Source organism: Pseudomonas mediterranea CFBP 5447 (assembly GCF_000774145.1).
GTDB lineage: Bacteria > Pseudomonadota > Gammaproteobacteria > Pseudomonadales > Pseudomonadaceae > Aquipseudomonas > Aquipseudomonas mediterranea.
In genome coordinates, this window is record NZ_KN322984.1 from 506,563 (window position 1) to 525,055 (window position 18,493).

19 protein-coding genes and 1 tRNA gene are annotated in these 18,493 nt (G+C 61.4%); 14 read left to right on the top strand and 6 right to left on the bottom strand.

Annotation, left to right across the window (positions count from 1 at the left end):
- Positions 1-92: 92 nt before the first annotated feature.
- The 6 genes from N005_RS12060 to N005_RS12085 all read left to right on the top strand — a co-directional run bounded on the left by N005_RS12060 (position 93) and on the right by N005_RS12085 (position 5,837).
- The gene (locus tag N005_RS12060; protein ID WP_047701397.1) at positions 93-1,079 is read left to right on the top strand and encodes an NAD(P)/FAD-dependent oxidoreductase; all 987 of its coding nucleotides are present in this window, start codon (positions 93-95) and stop codon (positions 1,077-1,079) included.
- 175 nt (positions 1,080-1,254) lie between these two features.
- Complete coding sequence (locus N005_RS12065; RefSeq protein WP_047701398.1) at positions 1,255-2,217, top strand: YbgA family protein; 963 nt, start codon at positions 1,255-1,257, stop codon at positions 2,215-2,217.
- Complete coding sequence (locus N005_RS12070; protein ID WP_047701399.1) at positions 2,217-3,155, top strand: MerR family transcriptional regulator; 939 nt, start codon at positions 2,217-2,219, stop codon at positions 3,153-3,155. Before N005_RS12065 ends, N005_RS12070 begins: the two co-directional genes overlap by 1 nt.
- A 13-nt stretch (positions 3,156-3,168) precedes the next feature.
- Positions 3,169-4,623 (top strand): deoxyribodipyrimidine photo-lyase, encoded by a 1,455-nt coding sequence (gene phrB, locus N005_RS12075; RefSeq protein WP_047701400.1) that lies wholly within the window; start codon positions 3,169-3,171, stop codon positions 4,621-4,623.
- 121 nt (positions 4,624-4,744) lie between these two features.
- The gene (locus N005_RS12080) at positions 4,745-5,503 is read left to right on the top strand and encodes an SDR family NAD(P)-dependent oxidoreductase (protein WP_047701401.1); all 759 of its coding nucleotides are present in this window, start codon (positions 4,745-4,747) and stop codon (positions 5,501-5,503) included.
- A 28-nt stretch (positions 5,504-5,531) separates the two neighbouring features.
- Positions 5,532-5,837, top strand: coding sequence for a YkgJ family cysteine cluster protein (locus tag N005_RS12085; RefSeq protein ID WP_024778144.1), 306 nt, complete (start codon positions 5,532-5,534; stop codon positions 5,835-5,837).
- A gap of 166 nt (positions 5,838-6,003) precedes the next feature.
- On the opposite strand, the gene N005_RS12090 is transcribed toward N005_RS12085, so the two are convergent.
- The 6 genes from N005_RS12090 to hemA form a co-directional block, all read right to left on the bottom strand.
- On the bottom strand, positions 6,004-6,522 hold the full coding sequence (locus N005_RS12090; RefSeq protein WP_047701402.1) for an acyloxyacyl hydrolase: 519 nt from the start codon (positions 6,520-6,522) through the stop codon (positions 6,004-6,006).
- 116 nt (positions 6,523-6,638) lie between these two features.
- The gene (gene murI / locus N005_RS12095) at positions 6,639-7,430 is read right to left on the bottom strand and encodes a glutamate racemase (RefSeq protein WP_047701403.1); all 792 of its coding nucleotides are present in this window, start codon (positions 7,428-7,430) and stop codon (positions 6,639-6,641) included.
- Positions 7,423-8,178 (bottom strand): molybdopterin-synthase adenylyltransferase MoeB, encoded by a 756-nt coding sequence (locus N005_RS12100; RefSeq protein WP_047701455.1) that lies wholly within the window; start codon positions 8,176-8,178, stop codon positions 7,423-7,425. The genes murI and N005_RS12100 overlap by 8 nt, the downstream gene beginning before the upstream one ends.
- Positions 8,172-9,002, bottom strand: a complete 831-nt coding sequence (gene prmC, locus N005_RS12105) for a peptide chain release factor N(5)-glutamine methyltransferase (protein WP_047701404.1) — start codon at positions 9,000-9,002, stop codon at positions 8,172-8,174. Before prmC ends, N005_RS12100 begins: the two co-directional genes overlap by 7 nt.
- Positions 9,003-9,013: 11 nt before the next feature.
- Complete coding sequence (gene prfA / locus N005_RS12110; protein WP_047701405.1) at positions 9,014-10,096, bottom strand: peptide chain release factor 1; 1,083 nt, start codon at positions 10,094-10,096, stop codon at positions 9,014-9,016.
- Positions 10,093-11,382: a glutamyl-tRNA reductase gene (gene hemA, locus N005_RS12115; protein WP_047701406.1), complete on the bottom strand. Its 1,290-nt coding sequence runs from the start codon at positions 11,380-11,382 to the stop codon at positions 10,093-10,095. The genes prfA and hemA overlap by 4 nt, the downstream gene beginning before the upstream one ends.
- Before the next feature lie 172 nt (positions 11,383-11,554).
- Between hemA and N005_RS12120 the strand changes: the two genes are divergently transcribed.
- From N005_RS12120 to ychF, 8 genes are all read left to right on the top strand, one after another.
- The gene (locus N005_RS12120; protein ID WP_047701407.1) at positions 11,555-13,279 is read left to right on the top strand and encodes a tetratricopeptide repeat protein; all 1,725 of its coding nucleotides are present in this window, start codon (positions 11,555-11,557) and stop codon (positions 13,277-13,279) included.
- A gap of 4 nt (positions 13,280-13,283) precedes the next feature.
- Positions 13,284-13,901 carry a lipoprotein insertase outer membrane protein LolB gene (gene lolB / locus N005_RS12125; RefSeq protein WP_047701408.1) on the top strand — a complete coding sequence of 206 codons (618 nt, stop codon included), beginning with the start codon at positions 13,284-13,286 and terminating at the stop codon, positions 13,899-13,901.
- A gap of 1 nt (position 13,902) precedes the next feature.
- The gene (gene ispE, locus N005_RS12130; protein ID WP_047701409.1) at positions 13,903-14,754 is read left to right on the top strand and encodes a 4-(cytidine 5'-diphospho)-2-C-methyl-D-erythritol kinase; all 852 of its coding nucleotides are present in this window, start codon (positions 13,903-13,905) and stop codon (positions 14,752-14,754) included.
- Between the two features lie 37 nt (positions 14,755-14,791).
- A tRNA-Gln gene (locus tag N005_RS12135) sits at positions 14,792-14,866 on the top strand.
- Positions 14,867-14,913: 47 nt separating this feature from the next.
- Complete coding sequence (locus N005_RS12140) at positions 14,914-15,855, top strand: ribose-phosphate pyrophosphokinase (RefSeq protein WP_003205529.1); 942 nt, start codon at positions 14,914-14,916, stop codon at positions 15,853-15,855.
- A gap of 137 nt (positions 15,856-15,992) precedes the next feature.
- The gene (locus tag N005_RS12145) at positions 15,993-16,595 is read left to right on the top strand and encodes a 50S ribosomal protein L25/general stress protein Ctc (protein WP_047701410.1); all 603 of its coding nucleotides are present in this window, start codon (positions 15,993-15,995) and stop codon (positions 16,593-16,595) included.
- Between the two features lie 161 nt (positions 16,596-16,756).
- Entirely contained in the window at positions 16,757-17,341 is a 585-nt protein-coding gene (pth, locus tag N005_RS12150; RefSeq protein WP_030138575.1) for an aminoacyl-tRNA hydrolase, read from the top strand.
- Positions 17,342-17,362: 21 nt separating this feature from the next.
- Positions 17,363-18,463, top strand: coding sequence for a redox-regulated ATPase YchF (gene ychF, locus N005_RS12155; RefSeq protein ID WP_047701411.1), 1,101 nt, complete (start codon positions 17,363-17,365; stop codon positions 18,461-18,463).
- Positions 18,464-18,493: the final 30 nt, after the last annotated feature.

Consider the following 18,493-nt stretch of genomic DNA (forward strand, 5'->3'; position numbering starts at 1 on the left):
CCAAACGCGAACGGTAAAACTTATACCAAAAACCCGAATTGTACAGGTTTAAACGACGGCGTAGTCTGTACAGAAAGGTAAACGAGGCCCTCATGACTGTACCCATCGCAATCATCGGCACCGGCATCGCCGGACTCTCAGCCGCCCAGGCCCTGACGGAGGCCGGGCATGTCGTTCAACTCTTCGATAAAAGCCACGGTAGCGGCGGACGCATGTCCAGCAAACGCAGCGACGCTGGCTCACTGGACATGGGCGCGCAATATTTCACCGCCCGTGATCGCCGCTTCGTCACCGAAGTCCAGCGCTGGCAGGCCAATGGCTGGGCTGCGGAGTGGAACCCGCAACTCTACAATTTCCAGGGCGGACAACTGACCCCCTCCCCGGACGAACAGACCCGTTGGGTCGGCACCCCGCGCATGAGCGCCATCACCCGCGCCTTGCTCGGCAAGTTGCATGTGCAGTTCTCCTGCCGGATCACCGAGGTCTACCGCGGCCAGGAACACTGGCACTTGCAGGACGCGGAAGGCTTCACCCACGGCCCCTTCGGCCAGGTTGTCATCGCCACGCCCGCACCCCAGGCCACCGCATTGCTGGCGGCCGTGCCGAAACTCGCCGGGGTGGCCGCCGGCGTGAAGATGGACCCCACCTGGGCCGTGGCCCTGGCTTTCGAACAGGCGCTGGATACGCCCATGGAAGGCTGCTTCGTGCAGGACAGCCCCCTCGACTGGCTGGCCCGTAACCGCAGCAAGCCGGGACGCGACAGCACGCTCGACACCTGGGTATTGCACGCTACCAGCGACTGGAGCCGGCAGCACATCGACCTGCCCAAGGAGGCAGTGATCGAACACCTGCACGGTGCCTTCGCCGAACTGCTGCACAGCGCCATGCCCGCGCCGAGCTTCAGCGTGGCCCATCGCTGGCTCTATGCCCGCCCTGCCGGCAACCATGAGTGGGGCGCCTTGGCCGATGCCGACCTGGGCCTGTATGTCTGTGGCGACTGGTGCCTGTCCGGCCGGGTCGAAGGTGCCTGGCTCAGCGGCCAGGAAGCCGCGCGGCGCTTGCACGCCAGCCTGCAATAGATCGCGTCACCCTGCGTCACCCGCTGCTGTCGAACGAGACGGCAGCCTGCCCGTGAATAACGCCAGCGGCTTCTCCACCCTGCAAACCGGGTTGACTTGTACAGCCATGGATCTATGATGAATAAAATTGTACAAATAATCACTTCTTGTACAAGTTTATACGCCAGAGGTCCCAATGTCCGACTCAGCCGCTATCCGCCCGAAAATCGCCGTCAGCGCTTGTCTGATGGGCGCAGAAGTTCGCTTCAACGGCGGGCACAAGCAATCGCAGCTGTGCAGTCGGCTCCTCGCGGAGCATTTTGACTTCGTGCCGGTCTGCCCGGAAGTCGCCATCGGCCTGGGCATTCCGAGAGAACCGATCCGGTTGGTGGGCAACCCCGAACGCCCCGAGGTGGTCGGCACGGTGACACAAGGCCTCAACGTGACTCGCCCGCTGGCCGATTACGCCCGGCGGATGGCTGCGGAACTGGACGACATCTGCGGCTACATCTTCATGCAGAAATCGCCGTCATGCGGCCTGGAGCGGGTCAAGGTCTATGACCATAACGGTGCGTCGCAGCCAGGTGGCGGACGTGGCGTCTACGCCCAGGCATTCTGCGAGTTCCATCCGGACCTGCCGGTGGAAGAAGACGGCCGCCTCAACGATCCGGTACTGCGAGAGAATTTCCTCACCCGGGTGTACGCCTACGCCGCCTGGCAAGCGCTGCGCCGCAAGGGCCTGACCCGGCGCGACCTGATTGCGTTCCACTCGCGCTACAAGTACCTGCTGATGGCCCATAACCCTGTGCAGTACAAAGTCCTGGGCAACCTGTTGGGCAACATGGGCAAGACCGACCCCAACGAGCTGGGCCCGCGATACTTCAGCGCACTGATGACGGCCCTGAAAAAATGCGCCACCCGCCGCACCCATACCAATGTGTTGCAGCACCTGAGCGGTTATCTCAAACGTGCCATCGACGCCGGGGACAAACAGGAAGTCCAACATCTCATCGCCCAGTACCGTCTCGGCATCGTACCGCTGGTCGTGCCGCTGACCTTGCTCAAGCATCATCTTCGCCTGCATCCCGATCCCTATCTGGCGCAGCAGGTCTACCTGCAACCGCACCCGGAAAATCTCAGTTTGCGGAACGCCATCTGATGAAAGGCGATACCGACTCGAGTGCTCGCGAAGACCTTGGCGGCGATTTCGCCCAGGCCCTGGCAGACGGCTGGCTGCCCATACGCGAAGTGGCGCGGCGAACCGGTGTCAACGCCGTGACGTTGCGCGCCTGGGAGCGCCGTTACGGCTTGATCGTACCGTTGCGCACGCCCAAGGGACACCGGTTGTTCAACGCCGAACATGTACAGCGAATCCAGAGCATCCTCACCTGGATCGACCGGGGCGTGACGGTCAGCAAGATCAAGCCCTTGCTCGACGCGCCGCAACCGCCCACCGATCCGCAGGACAACGACTGGCTGCGCCAGCGTCACGCCCTCACCCTGGCAGTGACGCAACTGGCCGAGCGCCAGATCGATGACCTGGTCAACCAGGCCATGGGCCTGTACCCACCCTGGACCGTGTGCGAACAGTTGCTGTTGCCCCTGCTCGAGGAACTGCAATTGCGTTGGCAGGGCCAGTTCGGCGCACAGCTGGAACGGGTGTTCCTGTACTCCTGGCTGCGCAGCAAATTCGGCAGCCGGATCTATCACAACAACCGTCAGCTACGCGGCGCGCCGTTGCTGTTGGTCAACCAGTCGGACGTTCCCCTGGAACCGGGCCTGTGGCTCACCGCCTGGCTGACGAGCAGCGCCGATTGCCCGGTGGAAGTCTTCGACGGGCCGATACCGGCGGGCGAACTGGCCTTGGCGGTCGAACGCCTCAAGGCCCGCGGCGTACTGCTGTACTCCAGCCATGCCATGAATCTGTCCCAACTGCCCAGGCTGCTGAATGGAGTCGACTGCCCGATCATCGTTGCCGGCAGTGCCGCCTCGATCCATCACGCCAAATTGTCCACCGGCGTCTCGATGAAGGACATCGCCTGGGCCGAAGACCCGTTAGCGGCTTACCGCGAGCTGAGTCGCAGAGCACTTCTTTGAAATGGAAAAACCCATGCAATTGATCTGGCTGCGCAGCGACCTGCGCGTGAACGACAATACCGCCCTGGCGGCTGCCGCGGCCCGGGGGCCTTGTGTGGCGGTGTACCTGACGAGCCCAGCACAGTGGCGTGCCCATGATGATGCCCCGTGCAAGATCGATTTCTGGCTGCGCAACCTGGCTGCGCTGAGCAAGGCCTTGGCCGAACTGAACATTCCCTTGCTGATCCGCCATGCACCGCACTGGGATCAGGCTCCGTCGGTACTGCTCACGCTGTGCCGCGAACTGAACATCGAAACCGTTCACGCCAACGAGGAATACGGAGTGAATGAGGCCCGGCGCGATGCCGAAGCAGCCCGTTGCCTGAAAGCCCAGGGCATCGATTTTCATAGTTATCTCGACCAACTGCTGTTCAAGCCCGGCAGCGTGCTGACCCGAACCGGCAGCTATTTCCAGGTGTTCAGCCAGTTTCGCAAAGTCTGCTACAGCCGCCTGCACCTTTCACTGCCGAAGCTGATCCGTGCACCGGCCCGGCAGGCACCGACCGGCATCCACAGCGACCCGGTGCCCACAGAGGTCGAAGGATTTGCTCTCCCCAGTGATTCCTTGCGCGCTCTCTGGCCCGCCGGTGAAAACGAAGCCCGGCGGCGCCTCGACACGTTCGTCGATCAACACCTGGACTTTTACCAAAGCGAACGGGACTTCCCGGCCAGGCCCGGTACCAGCCAGCTTTCGGCTTATCTGGTGGCGGGCGTGGTCTCGCCGCGCCAGTGCCTGCATGCCGCATTGCAAGCCAACCAGGGCGAATTCGAGAGTGGAAGTGCCGGAACCGTGACCTGGATCAATGAATTGCTCTGGCGTGAGTTCTATAAACACATTCTGGTGGGCTTTCCCCGTGTGTCCCGTCATCGTGCGTTCCGCCCGGAAACCGAAGCCCTGGCCTGGCGCAATGCGCCCGAAGAGCTGGCGGCCTGGCAGCAGGCCCGCACCGGACTGCCGATCATCGATGCAGCCATGCGTCAGCTATTGGAAACCGGATGGATGCACAACCGCTTACGGATGGTCGTTGCGATGTTTCTTAGCAAGAACCTGCTGATCGACTGGCGCGAAGGCGAGCGTTTTTTCATGCAGCACCTGATCGACGGAGACCTGGCCGCCAATAACGGTGGCTGGCAATGGAGTGCCTCCACCGGTACCGACTCGTCGCCCTGGTTTCGCATCTTCAATCCGCTGAGCCAATCGGAAAAATTCGACCGTGACGGCCTGTTTATCAAACGCTGGTTACCGGAGCTGAACGATCTCGATAAGCAACAGGTCCATAACCCAATAGGCGGATTATTCGATAGGTCGGACTACCCGGCTCCGATCGTCAATCTCAGCCAATCCCGGGAACGGGCGTTGGGGGCTTTCAGGAATTTGCCGACGCGGCAACAGGCCGTGGCTGGAAAATCGGGCGATCAGCGAACGTGAAATTAACGACATCTGGAGTGCAGGCCCAGTCAGGCGGGATATAGTCAGACTATACGCAAGGACTTGTCTTGGGCGCCCCTTACCCGTCGCGGCGTACCGCCCCGATCAAGAGGAGTATGGAATGGGTCAGAGACCACCACGACGATATTGGCTAACGGGTGCCGGTAACGGAGTCGGCGCTTCGTTGGCCCAGGCGATACTCGAAACCGGGGCGAACCTGGCCATCAGCTCACGCTCGGCTCAATCCTGCGAAGCCCTTTCGGCACGTTATCCAGGTCAGATACTGACGATGCCTGGCGACTTGACCGACAGCCAGACGGTACGCGACATCATCGATCAAATCGCTCAGCAGTGGGGTGCCCTGGACACGCTGATCCTGAACGCCGGCACCACCGAGTACGTCAACGGTCAACTTGCCGACGCTGCTCTCATCGAACATATCGTGCGCAGCAACCTGTTGGTCGCAAGCCTCTGCATCGAAACAGCCTCACCATTGCTGCGTGCCGGCACCGCGCCCCTGCTGGTGGGAATCATCAGCCCGGCAACTTACCTGCCGCCGTCTCACGCCGAGGGCAGCAACGGAGCAATGCGTTATCTGTTCGAATCGGCCCGCGCCTCCGAGAACATCGACGTAACGCTCGTTCGCCCGGACTTCGATAGCGCGCTTGGGAGCCTGGCGGACTTTCCGGCCACACCAGGATCGGCAGACGAAATGGCTGCCTACGTCCTGAGCCAGTTGGGCGAACGCCCCCATGAAGTGCTCCTCCCTGTCACAGCCGTGGCCGCGCTGTGGCCATTACCGCCTTCGGGCCAGACCACACAGGCGGGTATCGATCCTTGCCAGGCAAGCGCCTGGTCACCGATCAAGGGTCGCCCCTGAGCGGCCCGCTTGCCTTACACTGCGCGCCATGGAAACCATCCCTCTCGCTGATCTCACTGCACCAACCGTTACGTGTTCGACGTGCGCGGCGTGCTGCTGCCAACTCGAAGTGCTGTTGATCACCGACACCGGTGTGCCGCAACGCTTCATCGCCACGGACGATTGGGGCGGGGAAGTGATGCTGCGCCTCGATGACGGCTGGTGCGCGGCCCTGGATCGGGACAGCATGAAGTGTACTATCTACGAAAAGCGCCCGCTGATCTGCCGGGAGTTCGAAATGGGAGCGCCGGAGTGTATTGAGGAGCGCCGCGGGATTACGACGGCGTATCGGTAGAACATCACCGCCGCTATCGCGAGCAGGGATCAGTGGGGATATCGGACTTGCGGCTACCCGCGAAACAGTGTGGGAGCGAGCCTGCTCGCGATAGCGGTAGCACAGTCGACATCAATGCCAACTGCACCAGCGCCGTTGCAAGCAACTGCTCCCCACAAGGTAGGTATTACAGCGGCATCGTGTAATGCAGGGCGTAGCTTTCCACGCCATCGTTATCCGACTTGATACCCGCATTGGAATAATGAGTAGCGCGAATGCCCACTTCATGTCCGCCATTGAAGCGCAGGCCGAAGCCGATGCGGTCTTCGAACTGGAACGAGCTACCGAGCTTGTTATCTTCCAGCTCGGTCTTGTCGAACAGCGCAACGCCCACGCCCGCCTCGACGTAAGGCTTCACGTTCTCACCGGAAAATTCATACACGAAGACCGGCGAGAACGACAGGCTGTGATTACTGGACGTCTTATCCCCTTCCCAGTAAGTGTAGGCACCGCTCCAGTAGCCGGTCAGACGGCCTACGTCGCTTTGCCACCAACTCTTGTCCCAATCGAATTGCATCCCCAAGCGATAGGTCATGGTCGAGTCGCTGGTCTGGCCGACCGCGAACTCGACACCCGCTGCCTGTGCGGTGTAGGCGTGCCCCAGCAATGCAGCCGCAAATGCGGCAAAGCAGAATAAGCGCTTCATTAGAAACATCCTTTTCCGAACGAACATCGTTAGTTATTTGTTACAAACAGACGAAGGTATAGAAATCCGCGCTGGAACAGAAGTTCAGCAGCATTTACGGAATTTTCACATTTTGCTTACAGATTGAAGCTTCGCACAAGGCCAGACGAATTCCATAGCATCGGTAGGATATTTCTTAAATGTGTGGGATCCGCACTGCTCCAGAACTGCGTTTCGCTGGCCGGTCCCTCGGCCAGCAATCCGCGCTCGGCCAACAGGCGCTGGAGTTGTCTGGCCACAGCTGCGCCGGTGTCGATCAGGCTGATGTGATCCGGGATCATTTGCTTGAGCATTGGCTTGAGGAAGGGGTAGTGCGTGCAGCCCAGGATCAGCGTATCGCAGCCGGCTGCGAGCAACGGGTCAACGTAATGCTGCAGCAACTGACGCAAGGCCGGACTGTGCAAGTCACCCGTCTCGATCAGCTCCACCAGCCCCGGGCATGGTTGAGTGATGACCTGCACATCGGTGGCGAAACGGTCGAGCAAGGCGGCGAACTTGGCGCTCTGCAAGGTACCGGTGGTGGCCAGCACGCCGACAATGCCGCTGCGGGTAGCGGCGGCGGCCGGCTTGACCGCCGGCTCCATGCCGACGATGGGCCAGAGGGGGAAATCGCGACGCAAATCAGCCACCGCAGCGACCGTCGCGGTATTGCAAGCCACCACCAGCGCCTTGGCGCCCTGGCCAAGGAGAAAATCGGCAATGATCGCGCAGCGCTGTCGGATGTACTCCGGCGTTTTCTCGCCGTAGGGAATGTGCCCGCAGTCAGCCACGTACAACAGCGATTCGTCGGGCAGAAGCCGACGGATTTCGCCCAGCACCGACAGCCCGCCGACGCCCGAGTCGAGCACACCGACCGGCGCTTCACGCATGGACGTCACCACAGACACTGCAAGCCGGGTCACGCTTGACCCGCAACTCGCGAAAGCGCGTGCCCAAGGCATCGATCAGCAGCAGGCGGCCCACCAAGGGCTCACCAAAGCCGGCCAGCAATTTCAAGGCTTCAAGGGCTTGCAGACTGCCCACGAGGCCTACCAACGGCCCGAGCACCCCCGCTTCGCTGCAGGTCAGCTCGGCCTCGCTGCCATGGCCGTAGAGGCAGTGATAGCAAGGGCTTTCGGGACGGCGTGGGTCGAACACCGAAAGCTGGCCCTCGAGACGGATCGCCGCCCCGCTGACCAGCGGCTTGCCCGCCACGACACATGCCGCATTGACCGCCGTGCGTGTCGAGAAATTATCGGAACAATCCAGCACCAGATCCACAGCCGCGACAGCCGCGGCCAGGCTGTCCTCGTCCATGGCCGTCGGATGAGGCACCAGTCGAACCTCGGGATTGACCGCCGTGAGGCGACGCAGAGCCGAATCGACCTTGCTCAGGCCGACGCTGTCGGTGTCGTGGATGATCTGGCGCTGCAGGTTGGTCAGGTCGACCGTATCGAAGTCCGCCAGGTGCAGTTCGCCGACGCCAGCGGCGGCCAGGTACAGCGCCACCGGCGCACCGAGGCCGCCAAGGCCGACGATCAATGCACGACTCTGCTTGAGACGCAGTTGGCCGTCGATGTCCACATGCTGCAGCAGGATCTGCCGGCTGTAGCGCAACAACTCCTGATCGTTCAGCACGGCAGGCACCCCAGGCTGATGCGTTCATGGCCGCCGAGGTCCTTGCGACTGTGGACCTCGGAAAAACCCCGGGCCTGCAACAGATCCCGCACCGCCCCGGCCTGATCGTAACCGTGTTCGAGCATCAACCAGCCGCCCGGCGCCAGGTGAGCCGGCGCCTGGGCAATGATCTCGCGCAGGTCATCGAGCCCATCCTGGCCCGCGACCAATGCACTCGCGGGTTCGAAACGCACGTCACCTTCGGCCAGGTGCGGATCGGCGGCGGCAATATAAGGCGGGTTGCTGATGATCAACTCGAAACGCTCGCCATCCAAGGCACTGAACCAGTGACTGCTCAACACCGTGACGTTGCCCAGGTCCAGGCGCTGGCGATTGCGCTCGGCCAGGGCCACGGCCTCCAGCACCCGGTCGACCGCCGTGACCGTCCAGGCCCGACGCTCGCTGGCCAGCGCCAGGGCAATCGCGCCGCTGCCGGTGCCCAGGTCCAGCACCCTGGCCGCTGTGGCCGGCAACAAGGTGAGCGCGGTTTCCACCAGCAACTCGGTGTCGGGGCGCGGGATCAGGGTATGGGGTGCGACTTCCAGGTCGAGTTTCCAGAAGCCCTGCTGCCCCAGGATATAGGCCACCGGTTCGCCGGAACGACGCCGACGCAGGTACTCGGAAAACAGCAGTGCGGCCTCGCTTGGCACGATTCGCTCGGGCCAGGTGTGCAGGAAGCTGCGGGACTTGCCCAGCGCAGCCGCCAGCAGCAACTCGGTATCCAGCTTTGGCGTGGGCGAATCCGGTAGCTCGGCGGCGCGTAGCAGACTGGCGATGATGGTCATGTATTCACCTTTTATTCGCCAATCGCGGCCAATTGGTCGGCCTGGTATTCGGCCAGCAGCGGTTCGATCACCGCCTCGACACCGCCGGCCAGGATTTCATCCAGGGAATACAAGGTCAGGTTGACCCGGTGATCGGTGACCCGACCCTGGGCAAAGTTGTAGGTGCGGATGCGCTCTGAACGATCTCCCGAACCCACCAGCAACTTGCGCTCGCTGGCGATGGCGCTGGCGGCGGCACTGGTCTGCTGGTCGTTGAGCTTGGCCGACAACCAGGCCATGGCCCGGGCCCGGTTCTTGTGCTGGGAACGCTCTTCCTGGCATTCGACCACGATGCCCGAAGGCAAGTGGGTGATGCGGATCGCCGAATCGGTCTTGTTGACGTGCTGACCGCCCGCGCCGGAGGAACGATAGGTGTCGATCCGCAGGTCCGCCGGGTTGATTTCGATGGCTTCCTGTTCGTCCGGCTCGGGCAATACCGCCACCGTGCAGGCGGAGGTGTGGATGCGCCCCTGGGACTCGGTGGCCGGCACACGCTGTACGCGGTGGGCACCGGACTCGAACTTCAGCTTGCCATAGACGTTGTCGCCTTCGACGCGGGCGATGACTTCCTTATACCCGCCATGCTCGCCTTCGTTCTCCGAGAGGATCTCCACCCGCCAACCGCGACGCTCGGCATAACGCGAATACATGCGAAACAGGTCGCCGGAAAAGATCGCTGCCTCATCCCCACCGGTACCGGCCCGGATCTCCAGGAACACGTTGCGTCCGTCGTTCGGGTCCTTGGGCAGCAGCATGCGCTGCAGGTTGCTCTCCAGTTCGATCAGCTGTTCCTTGGCCTCGCGGACTTCCTCCACCGCCATTTCACGCAGGTCCGGGTCGCTGTCCTTGAGCAGCGCCTGGGCACCGGCGAGGTCGTCCTGCACTTTGAGCAACTGTTTGTAGGTGGCGACAACCGGCTCGACTTCCGCGTATTCCTTGGAATAGGTGCGGAATTTGTTCTGGTCGGAAATGACTTCGCCATCGCCCAGCAAGGCGGTCAGTTCTTCAAAACGGTCCTGGAGCGTGTCCAGTTTATTGAGCAGTGACGCTTTCATTGCGATTTCTTATCCGAAAAGCTATCCGGTGAACCCTCACCGAGGGCAAAGAGTTCCTGGGCCATGGCCAGCGCATCGAGGCGGCCCTCGGCAGTCAGCTTCTTCAGCTGGACACTGGGGGCGTGGAGCAATTTATTGGTCAGGCCACGGGCCAGTTGCACCAACACCTCTTCGGCGCTACCGCCGTTGGCAAGCAGGCGCTGGGCCTTTTGCAGCTCCTCATCGCGCAAGCGCTCGCTCTGCTGACGGTAGGCCTTGAGCACATCCACCGCAGCCAACTCGCGCAGGCGCACCATGAAGTCCTCGGCGCCGACGGTGATCATCTCTTCAGCCGCCTGGGCCGCGCCCTGACGGCTCTTGAGGTTCTCGGCGACCACTTCGTGCAGGTCGTCGACGCTATAAAGGTATACGTCGTCCAGTTCGCCGACTTCCGGCTCGATGTCCCGGGGTACGGCAATGTCCACCATGAAGATCGGCTTGTGCTTGCGCAGCTTCAGGGCGCTTTCCACCGCGCCCTTGCCGAGGATCGGCAGCTGGCTGGCGGTGGAACTGATGACGATGTCGCTGTGCACCAGCTCGGCCGGGATATCCGACAGCAGCACCGCGTGGGCGCCAAACTGTTCGGCCAGGGTACTGGCCCGCTCCAGGGTCCGGTTGGCGACGACGATGCGCTTGACCCCCAGGTCGTGCAGATGGCGGGCGACCAGGGTGATGGTCTCGCCGGCGCCGATCAGCAGCGCCTGGCTGCGTTGCAGATCGCTGAAGATCTGTTTTGCCAGGCTGACGGCGGCAAACGCCACGGACACCGGGTTCTCGCCAATGGCCGTGTCGGTGCGCACCTGCTTGGCGGCATTGAACGTGGCCTGGAACAACCGCCCCAGCAGCGGGCCGACCGTACCGGCCTCGCGGGCCACGGCATAGGCCGACTTCATCTGGCCGAGGATCTGCGGCTCGCCCAGCACCAGCGAATCGAGCCCGGAGGCGACGCGCATCATGTGACGAACGGCCGCATCGTCTTCATGCACATAAGCACTGGCACGCAGTTCTTCAAGGCTCAAATCGTGGTATTCGGCCAACCAGCGCAGCACGGCGTCGACCGAAACATGATCCTGTTCTATATAAAGTTCACTGCGATTGCAGGTGGAGAGGATCGCAGCCTCGCGGCTCTCGGTGAGCCGGCAGAGCTGCTGCAGGGCCTCCACCAGCTGCTCAGGCGTAAAGGCCACGCGCTCGCGGACGTCTACTGAAGCAGTCTTGTGGTTGATACCAAGTGCAAGGAAGGCCATTCAAGGTCGCTGATGGTGACGTGAAGCCGGCAATTGTCCTACTTCGCCAGATCCAGAACAACCACTGCATCTCTATCGCCCTCGCTGGCTTCGTAAATCGACGGGGCGGTTATGTTTGACCGAAGGCTTGTGTCATGATGATCCGACCGCAGGTTAGTCGTCCTCTTCCTATATGAATAGATCTTCCGCGTTGCTCCTCGCTCTTGCCTTGCTCAGCGGCTGCCAGTCCATGGCCCCCGTTTCGACGGACGGTACGCCGCCGGTCGAAGACAGCACGCAGGCACCCGAAAAACCCAAGGTCTACGGCTCGTTCAGCGAAGAAACCATCTTCAGCCTGTTGAGCGCCGAACTGGCGGGCCAGCGCAATCGCTTCGACATTGCGCTGGACAACTACGTGACCCAGGCCATCAATACCCAGGACCCGGGCATCTCCGAGCGGGCGTTCCGCATCGCCGAGTACCTGGGGGCCGACCAGGCGGCGCTGGATACCGCGATGATCTGGGCCCGCAATGCCCCGGACGACCTCGAAGCGCAACGCGCCGCCGCCGTGCAACTGGCACGCGCCGGGCGCTACGACGATTCCATGGCCTATATGGAGAAAGTCCTCCAGGGCAAAGGGGATACCCACTTCGATTTCCTCGCGCTGTCGGCTGCCGATACCGACCAGGAAACCCGCAGCGGCCTGATGAAAAGCTTCGATCGCCTGTTGGAGCGCCATCCGAACAACGGTCAGTTGATTTTCGGCAAGGCCCTGCTGTTGCAACAGGATGGCGACGCCCAGGGCGCCCTCACCCTGCTGGAAGACAACCCGCCGGAAGCCGGCGAAGTGGCGCCGATCCTGCTGCGTGCTCGCCTGCTGCAAGGCTTGAACCGCGGCGATGAAGCCCTGCCGCTGCTGGAAAAAAGCATCAAGAAGTATCCGGACGACAAGCGCCTGCGCCTCACCTACGCCCGCATGCTGGTGGAAAACAACCGCATGGACGATGCCAAGGTGGAGTTTTCCAGCCTGGTCCAGCAGTACCCCGAAGACGACGAGTTGCGCTACTCCCTGGCACTGGTCTGCCTGGAAGCCAAGGCCTGGGACGAGGCCAAGGGCTACCTGGAAGACTTGATCGCCCGGGAAAGCCACGTCGACTCGGCCCACCTGAACCTGGGCCGCATTGCCGAAGAACGCAACGACCCGGAAAGCGCGCTGATCGAGTACGCCCAGGTCGGTCCGGGCAACGACTACCTGCCGGCACAGTTGCGCCAGGCCGATATCCTGATCGGCAACGGCAAGACGGCCGAGGCCCAGAGCCGCCTGGCCGTGCAGCGCGACGCCCAGCCGGACTACGGCATCCAGCTCTACCTGATCGAAGCCGAGACCCTGTCGGCCAACAATCAGGGCGACAAGGCCTGGAGCGTGCTGCAGCAGGCCTTGAAGCAATACCCGGACGACTTGAACCTGTTGTACACCCGCGCCATGCTGGCGGAAAAACGCAATGACCTGGGGCAGATGGAAAAAGACCTGCGCCTGATCATCCAGCGCGACCCCGACAACGCCATGGCCCTGAACGCCCTCGGCTATACCCTGTCGGACCGCACCACCCGCTATGCCGAAGCCAAGGTATTGATCGAGCAGGCCCACCAGCTCAACCCGGAAGACCCGGCGGTGCTCGACAGTCTCGGCTGGGTGAATTTCCGCCTGGGCAACCTCGACGAAGCCGAACGCCTGCTGCGCCAGGCCCTGGAGCGCTTTCCCGACCAGGAAGTCGCCGCTCACCTGGGCGAGGTCCTGTGGGCCGCCGGCAAACAACGCGAGGCCCGGCAGATCTGGAGCAAGTTCCTCAAGGAGCAGCCTGACAGTCCCATCCTGCGCGGTACCATCAAACGCCTGACCGGATCAGAGACCCTTTAAGATTATGTTTTTGCGCCACCTCATCGTTTTCAGCTTAATCGCCCTGCTCGCTGGCTGTACGGGCTTCGGCACCCGCGAATCCGTCCAGGGCCACGGCAACCCGGCCCAGTGGCGTGAACACAAGGCGCAACTGAGCGGCCTCGACGGCTGGCAGATCGACGGCAAGATCGGCATCCGCGCACCGAAGGATTCGGGCAGCGGCACACTGTTCTGGCTGCAACGCCAGGACTACTACGACATCCGCCTGTCCGGCCCGCTGGGACGCGGCGCGGCGCGCCTGACCGGCCGGCCGGGGCAGGTTTCGCTGGAGGTCGCCAATCAGGGCCGCTACGAAGCCCCCACGCCCGAAGCCCTGCTGGAAGAACAACTGGGCTGGAAATTGCCGGTCTCCCACCTGACCTGGTGGGTGCGCGGGCTGCCGGCACCGGACAGCAAGAGCCGCCTGACCCTGGATGCCGACAGCCGCCTGTCCAACCTGGAACAGGACGACTGGCAGATCGAATACCTCAGCTACGCCCAACAGAACGGTTACTGGCTGCCCGAGCGGATCAAGCTGCACGGCAGCGACCTGGATGTCACGCTGGTGATCAAGCAATGGCAACCGCGCAAGCTGGGGCAATGACATGACCGCTGCGCGCCTGACCCTGCCCTCCCCGGCCAAGCTCAACCTGATGCTGCACATCCTGGGGCGTCGTCCGGACGGTTACCACGAGCTGCAGACGATTTTCCAGTTCCTGGACTACGGCGATGAAATCACCTTCGCGGTACGCGAGGACGGTGCCATCCGCCTGCACACCGAGTTCGAAGGCGTTCCCCACGACAGCAACCTGATCGTCAAGGCCGCAAGAAAACTCCAGGAGCAATCCGGTTGTTCGCTGGGCATCGACATCTGGATCGAAAAAATCCTGCCCATGGGCGGCGGTATCGGTGGCGGCAGCTCGAATGCGGCGACGACTCTGCTCGGGCTCAACCACCTCTGGCAACTGGGCTGGGACGCCGATCGGCTGGCAGCGCTTGGCCTGGAACTGGGGGCGGATGTCCCGGTTTTCGTGCGTGGGCACGCCGCTTTTGCCGAAGGCGTCGGGGAAAAACTCACGCCGGTAGAGCCCGAAGAACCCTGGTACCTGGTACTGGTGCCGCAAGTCTCTGTAAGTACAGCAGAAATTTTTTCAGATCCACTGTTGACACGTAACTCTCCGCCCATTAAAGTGCGCCCCGTTCCCAAGGGAAACAGTCGAAATGACTGCTTACCGGTGGTAGCGAGGCGTTACCCAGATGTACGTAACGCTTTGAATTTGTTAGGTAAATTTACCGAAGCAAAACTCACCGGAACTGGAAGTTGTGTGTTTGGGGGCTTCCCAAGCAAAGCTGAAGCTGATAAAGTCTCGGCCCTTCTGACAGAGACCCTTACAGGGTTTGTAGCGAAAGGAAGCAACGTTTCGATGTTGCATCGCAAGCTGCAAAGTCTGCTCTAAAAGGAATCGAGTGCTGGGCACTCGCAGCAACAGATACAGGGGCGTCGCCAAGCGGTAAGGCAGCAGGTTTTGATCCTGCCATGCGTTGGTTCGAATCCAGCCGCCCCTGCCATTTTCCTATACTCATCCAGGTATACCCTCAGCCTTCAGGTACTGCGCGTGTCCAAGATGATGGTCTTTACGGGGAACGCTAACCCCGATCTGGCTCGGCGTGTCGTACGTCAGCTGCATATCCCTCTCGGTGACATTTCTGTCGGTAAGTTCTCCGACGGCGAAATCACTGCCGAGATCAATGAAAACGTTCGCGGTAAAGACGTCTTCATTATTCAGCCGACTTGCGCTCCGACCAACGATAACCTGATGGAACTCGTCGTGATGGCTGATGCCTTCCGCCGTTCCTCGGCTACTCGTATCACTGCTGTTATTCCCTACTTTGGTTATGCCCGCCAGGATCGCCGTCCGCGTTCCGCGCGTGTAGCAATCAGCGCGAAAGTCGTGGCTGACATGCTCACCGTCGTCGGCATCGACCGTGTGCTCACGGTTGACCTGCATGCTGACCAGATCCAGGGCTTCTTCGATATTCCCGTGGACAACATCTACGGCTCCCCCGTTCTGGTGGATGACATTGAAGATCAGCGCTTCGAGAACCTGATGATCGTGTCCCCGGACATTGGCGGCGTCGTGCGTGCACGGGCAGTGGCCAAATCCCTGGGCGTGGATCTGGGTATCATCGACAAACGCCGTGAGAAAGCCAATCACTCCGAAGTGATGCATATCATCGGTGACGTCGAAGGGCGTACCTGTATCCTGGTCGACGACATGGTCGACACCGCCGGCACCCTGTGCCACGCGGCGAAGGCCCTGAAAGAGCATGGCGCTGCCAAGGTCTTTGCCTACTGCACACACCCTGTGCTGTCGGGTCGGGCCATCGAGAACATTGAAAATTCCGTGCTGGACGAGCTGGTGGTGACCAACACCATCCCGCTGTCCGCCGCCGCACAAGCCTGTGTACGTATCCGTCAACTGGATATCGCACCGGTGGTTGCCGAAGCGGTTCGCCGCATCAGCAATGAAGAATCGATCAGCGCGATGTTCCGCTAAGGGCCCTGCCCTTACATGACATCCCGTTGACGAAAAGCGCCCCGCCCCAACACCCATGTTGGGGCGGGGCTTTTTTGCCCATCCGCTTTGACGTCGGTCGCAGACGTCACCCGGAATGGCTATTTTGGAGATACAAAATGACTGATTTCATCCTGAACGCCCAAGCGCGTACCGACCTGGGGAAAGGTGCGAGCCGCCGCCTGCGTCGTCTCGCCAGCCAGGTTCCTGCCGTTGTATACGGTGGTGACAAGGCCCCTGAGTCCATCACCATGCTGGCCAAGGAAGTTGCCAAGCTGTTCGAAGACGAGGCTGCTTTCAGCCACGTAATCGAGCTGAACGTCGATGGCAAGAAGCAGAACGTCATCGTTAAAGCGATGCAGCGTCACCCGGCCAAGCAATTCATCATGCACGCCGACTTCATTCGCGTCGTCGCTGGCCAGAAACTGACCGCTACCGTTCCAGTGCACTTCATCAACGAAGCTGCTCCGGTCAAGAAAGGCGGCGAAATCTCGCACGTGACTTCCGAGCTGGAAGTATCCTGCCTGCCGAAAGACCTGCCTGAATTCATCGAAGTCGACCTGGCTGACGCCGAAATCGGCACGATCATTCACCTGTCTGACCTCAAGGCCCCTAAAGGCGTTGAGTTCGTTGCCCTGGCACACGGTGATGACAAGGCTGTTGCCAACGTCCACGCTCCACGTGTTGCTCCAGAAGCTACTGAAGAAGGCGCTGCAGAGTAATTTCACTCTGTTGCCGGAGTGACCGGAAAACATCGCGGACTGGAACGTAGCGAGACAGCGGGCGGGAACGCGAAGTTTACTTAACGGTAGATCCGCACTGTTCGTCCACTGTCGCTACGTCTGATCGCGACGTTATCCACACTCCAGGAAGGGCCCCTATCGTGACTGCCATCAAACTGATCGTTGGCCTGGGAAATCCAGGCACCGAATACGAACAGACCCGGCATAACGCAGGGGCCCTTTTTGTTGAGCGCATCGCGCACGCGCAAGGCGTCAGCCTGGCGGCCGATCGCAAGTATTTCGGCCTGACCGGACGCTTTTCGCATCAAGGTCAGGATGTTCGCCTGTTGATCCCCACCACCTACATGAACCGCAGCGGCCAGGCCGTGGCGGCATTGGCCGGTTTCTTCCGCATCAAGCCTGAAGAAATCCTGGTGGCCCACGACGAACTCGACCTGCCTCCGGGCGTCGCCAAGCTCAAGCAGGGCGGCGGCCATGGCGGTCACAACGGGCTGCGCGACATCATCGCGCAGCTGGGTAATCAGAATACCTTTCACCGCCTGCGGCTTGGCATCGGCCACCCGGGCGTAGCCAGCATGGTTTCAAATTTTGTCCTGGGTCGCGCGCCTCGCGCCGAACAGGAAAAACTCGATGCCAGCATCGACTTTGCCCTCGGCGTGCTGCCGGATATCCTCGCCGGTGAATGGAACCGCGCGATGAAAAACCTGCACAGCCAGAAGGCCTGACTCTTACCGAGGGGAAACACCATGGGATTCAATTGCGGCATCGTCGGCCTGCCTAACGTCGGCAAGTCCACCCTGTTCAACGCCCTGACCAAATCCGGTATCGCGGCCGAGAACTTCCCCTTCTGCACCATCGAGCCGAACAGCGGTATCGTGCCGATGCCGGATTCTCGCCTGGACGCGCTGGCGGCCATCGTCAACCCCAAGCGCATCCTGCCGACCACCATGGAGTTCGTCGACATCGCGGGCCTCGTCGCCGGCGCCTCGAAAGGCGAAGGCCTGGGCAACAAGTTCCTGGCCAACATCCGTGAAACCGACGCCATCGCCCACGTGGTGCGCTGCTTTGAAGACGAGAACGTGATTCACGTCTCCAACAGCGTCGACCCGAAGCGTGACATCGAGATCATCGACCTGGAACTGATCTTCGCCGACCTCGACAGCTGCGAAAAGCAACTGCAGAAAGTCACCCGCAACGCCAAGGGTGGCGACAAGGACGCAGTGGTCCAGAAAGGCCTGCTGGAGCAATTGATCGCCCACTTCACCGAGGGCAAGCCTGCGCGCAGCCTGATGAAGAACATGAGCACCGAAGAGAAACTGGTGATCAAGGGCTTCCACCTGCTGACCACCAAGCCGGTCATGTATATCGCCAACGTCGCTGAAGACGGTTTCGAGAACAACCCGCACCTGGACGTGGTCAAGGCCATCGCCGAAGAAGAAGGCGCGGTGGTGGTTCCGGTCTGCAACAAGATCGAAGCCGAAATCGCCGAGCTGGACGACGGCGAAGAGAAAGACATGTTCCTCGAGGCCCTGGGCCTGGAAGAACCTGGCCTGAACCGTGTGATCCGCGCCGGCTATGAAATGCTTCACCTGCAGACCTACTTCACTGCCGGTGTCGAAGAAGTCCGCGCCTGGACCGTGCGTGTCGGTGCCACCGCACCGCAAGCCGCTGGCGTGATCCACACCGACTTCGAAAAAGGCTTCATCCGTGCCGAGGTGATCGCCTACAACGACTTCATCCAGTACAAGGGTGAAGCCGGTGCCAAGGAAGCCGGTAAATGGCGTCTGGAAGGCAAGGAATACGTCGTCAAGGACGGCGACGTGATGCACTTCCGCTTCAACGTCTGACGGTTTGTCGCGTGGCAGCTCATCACTGCC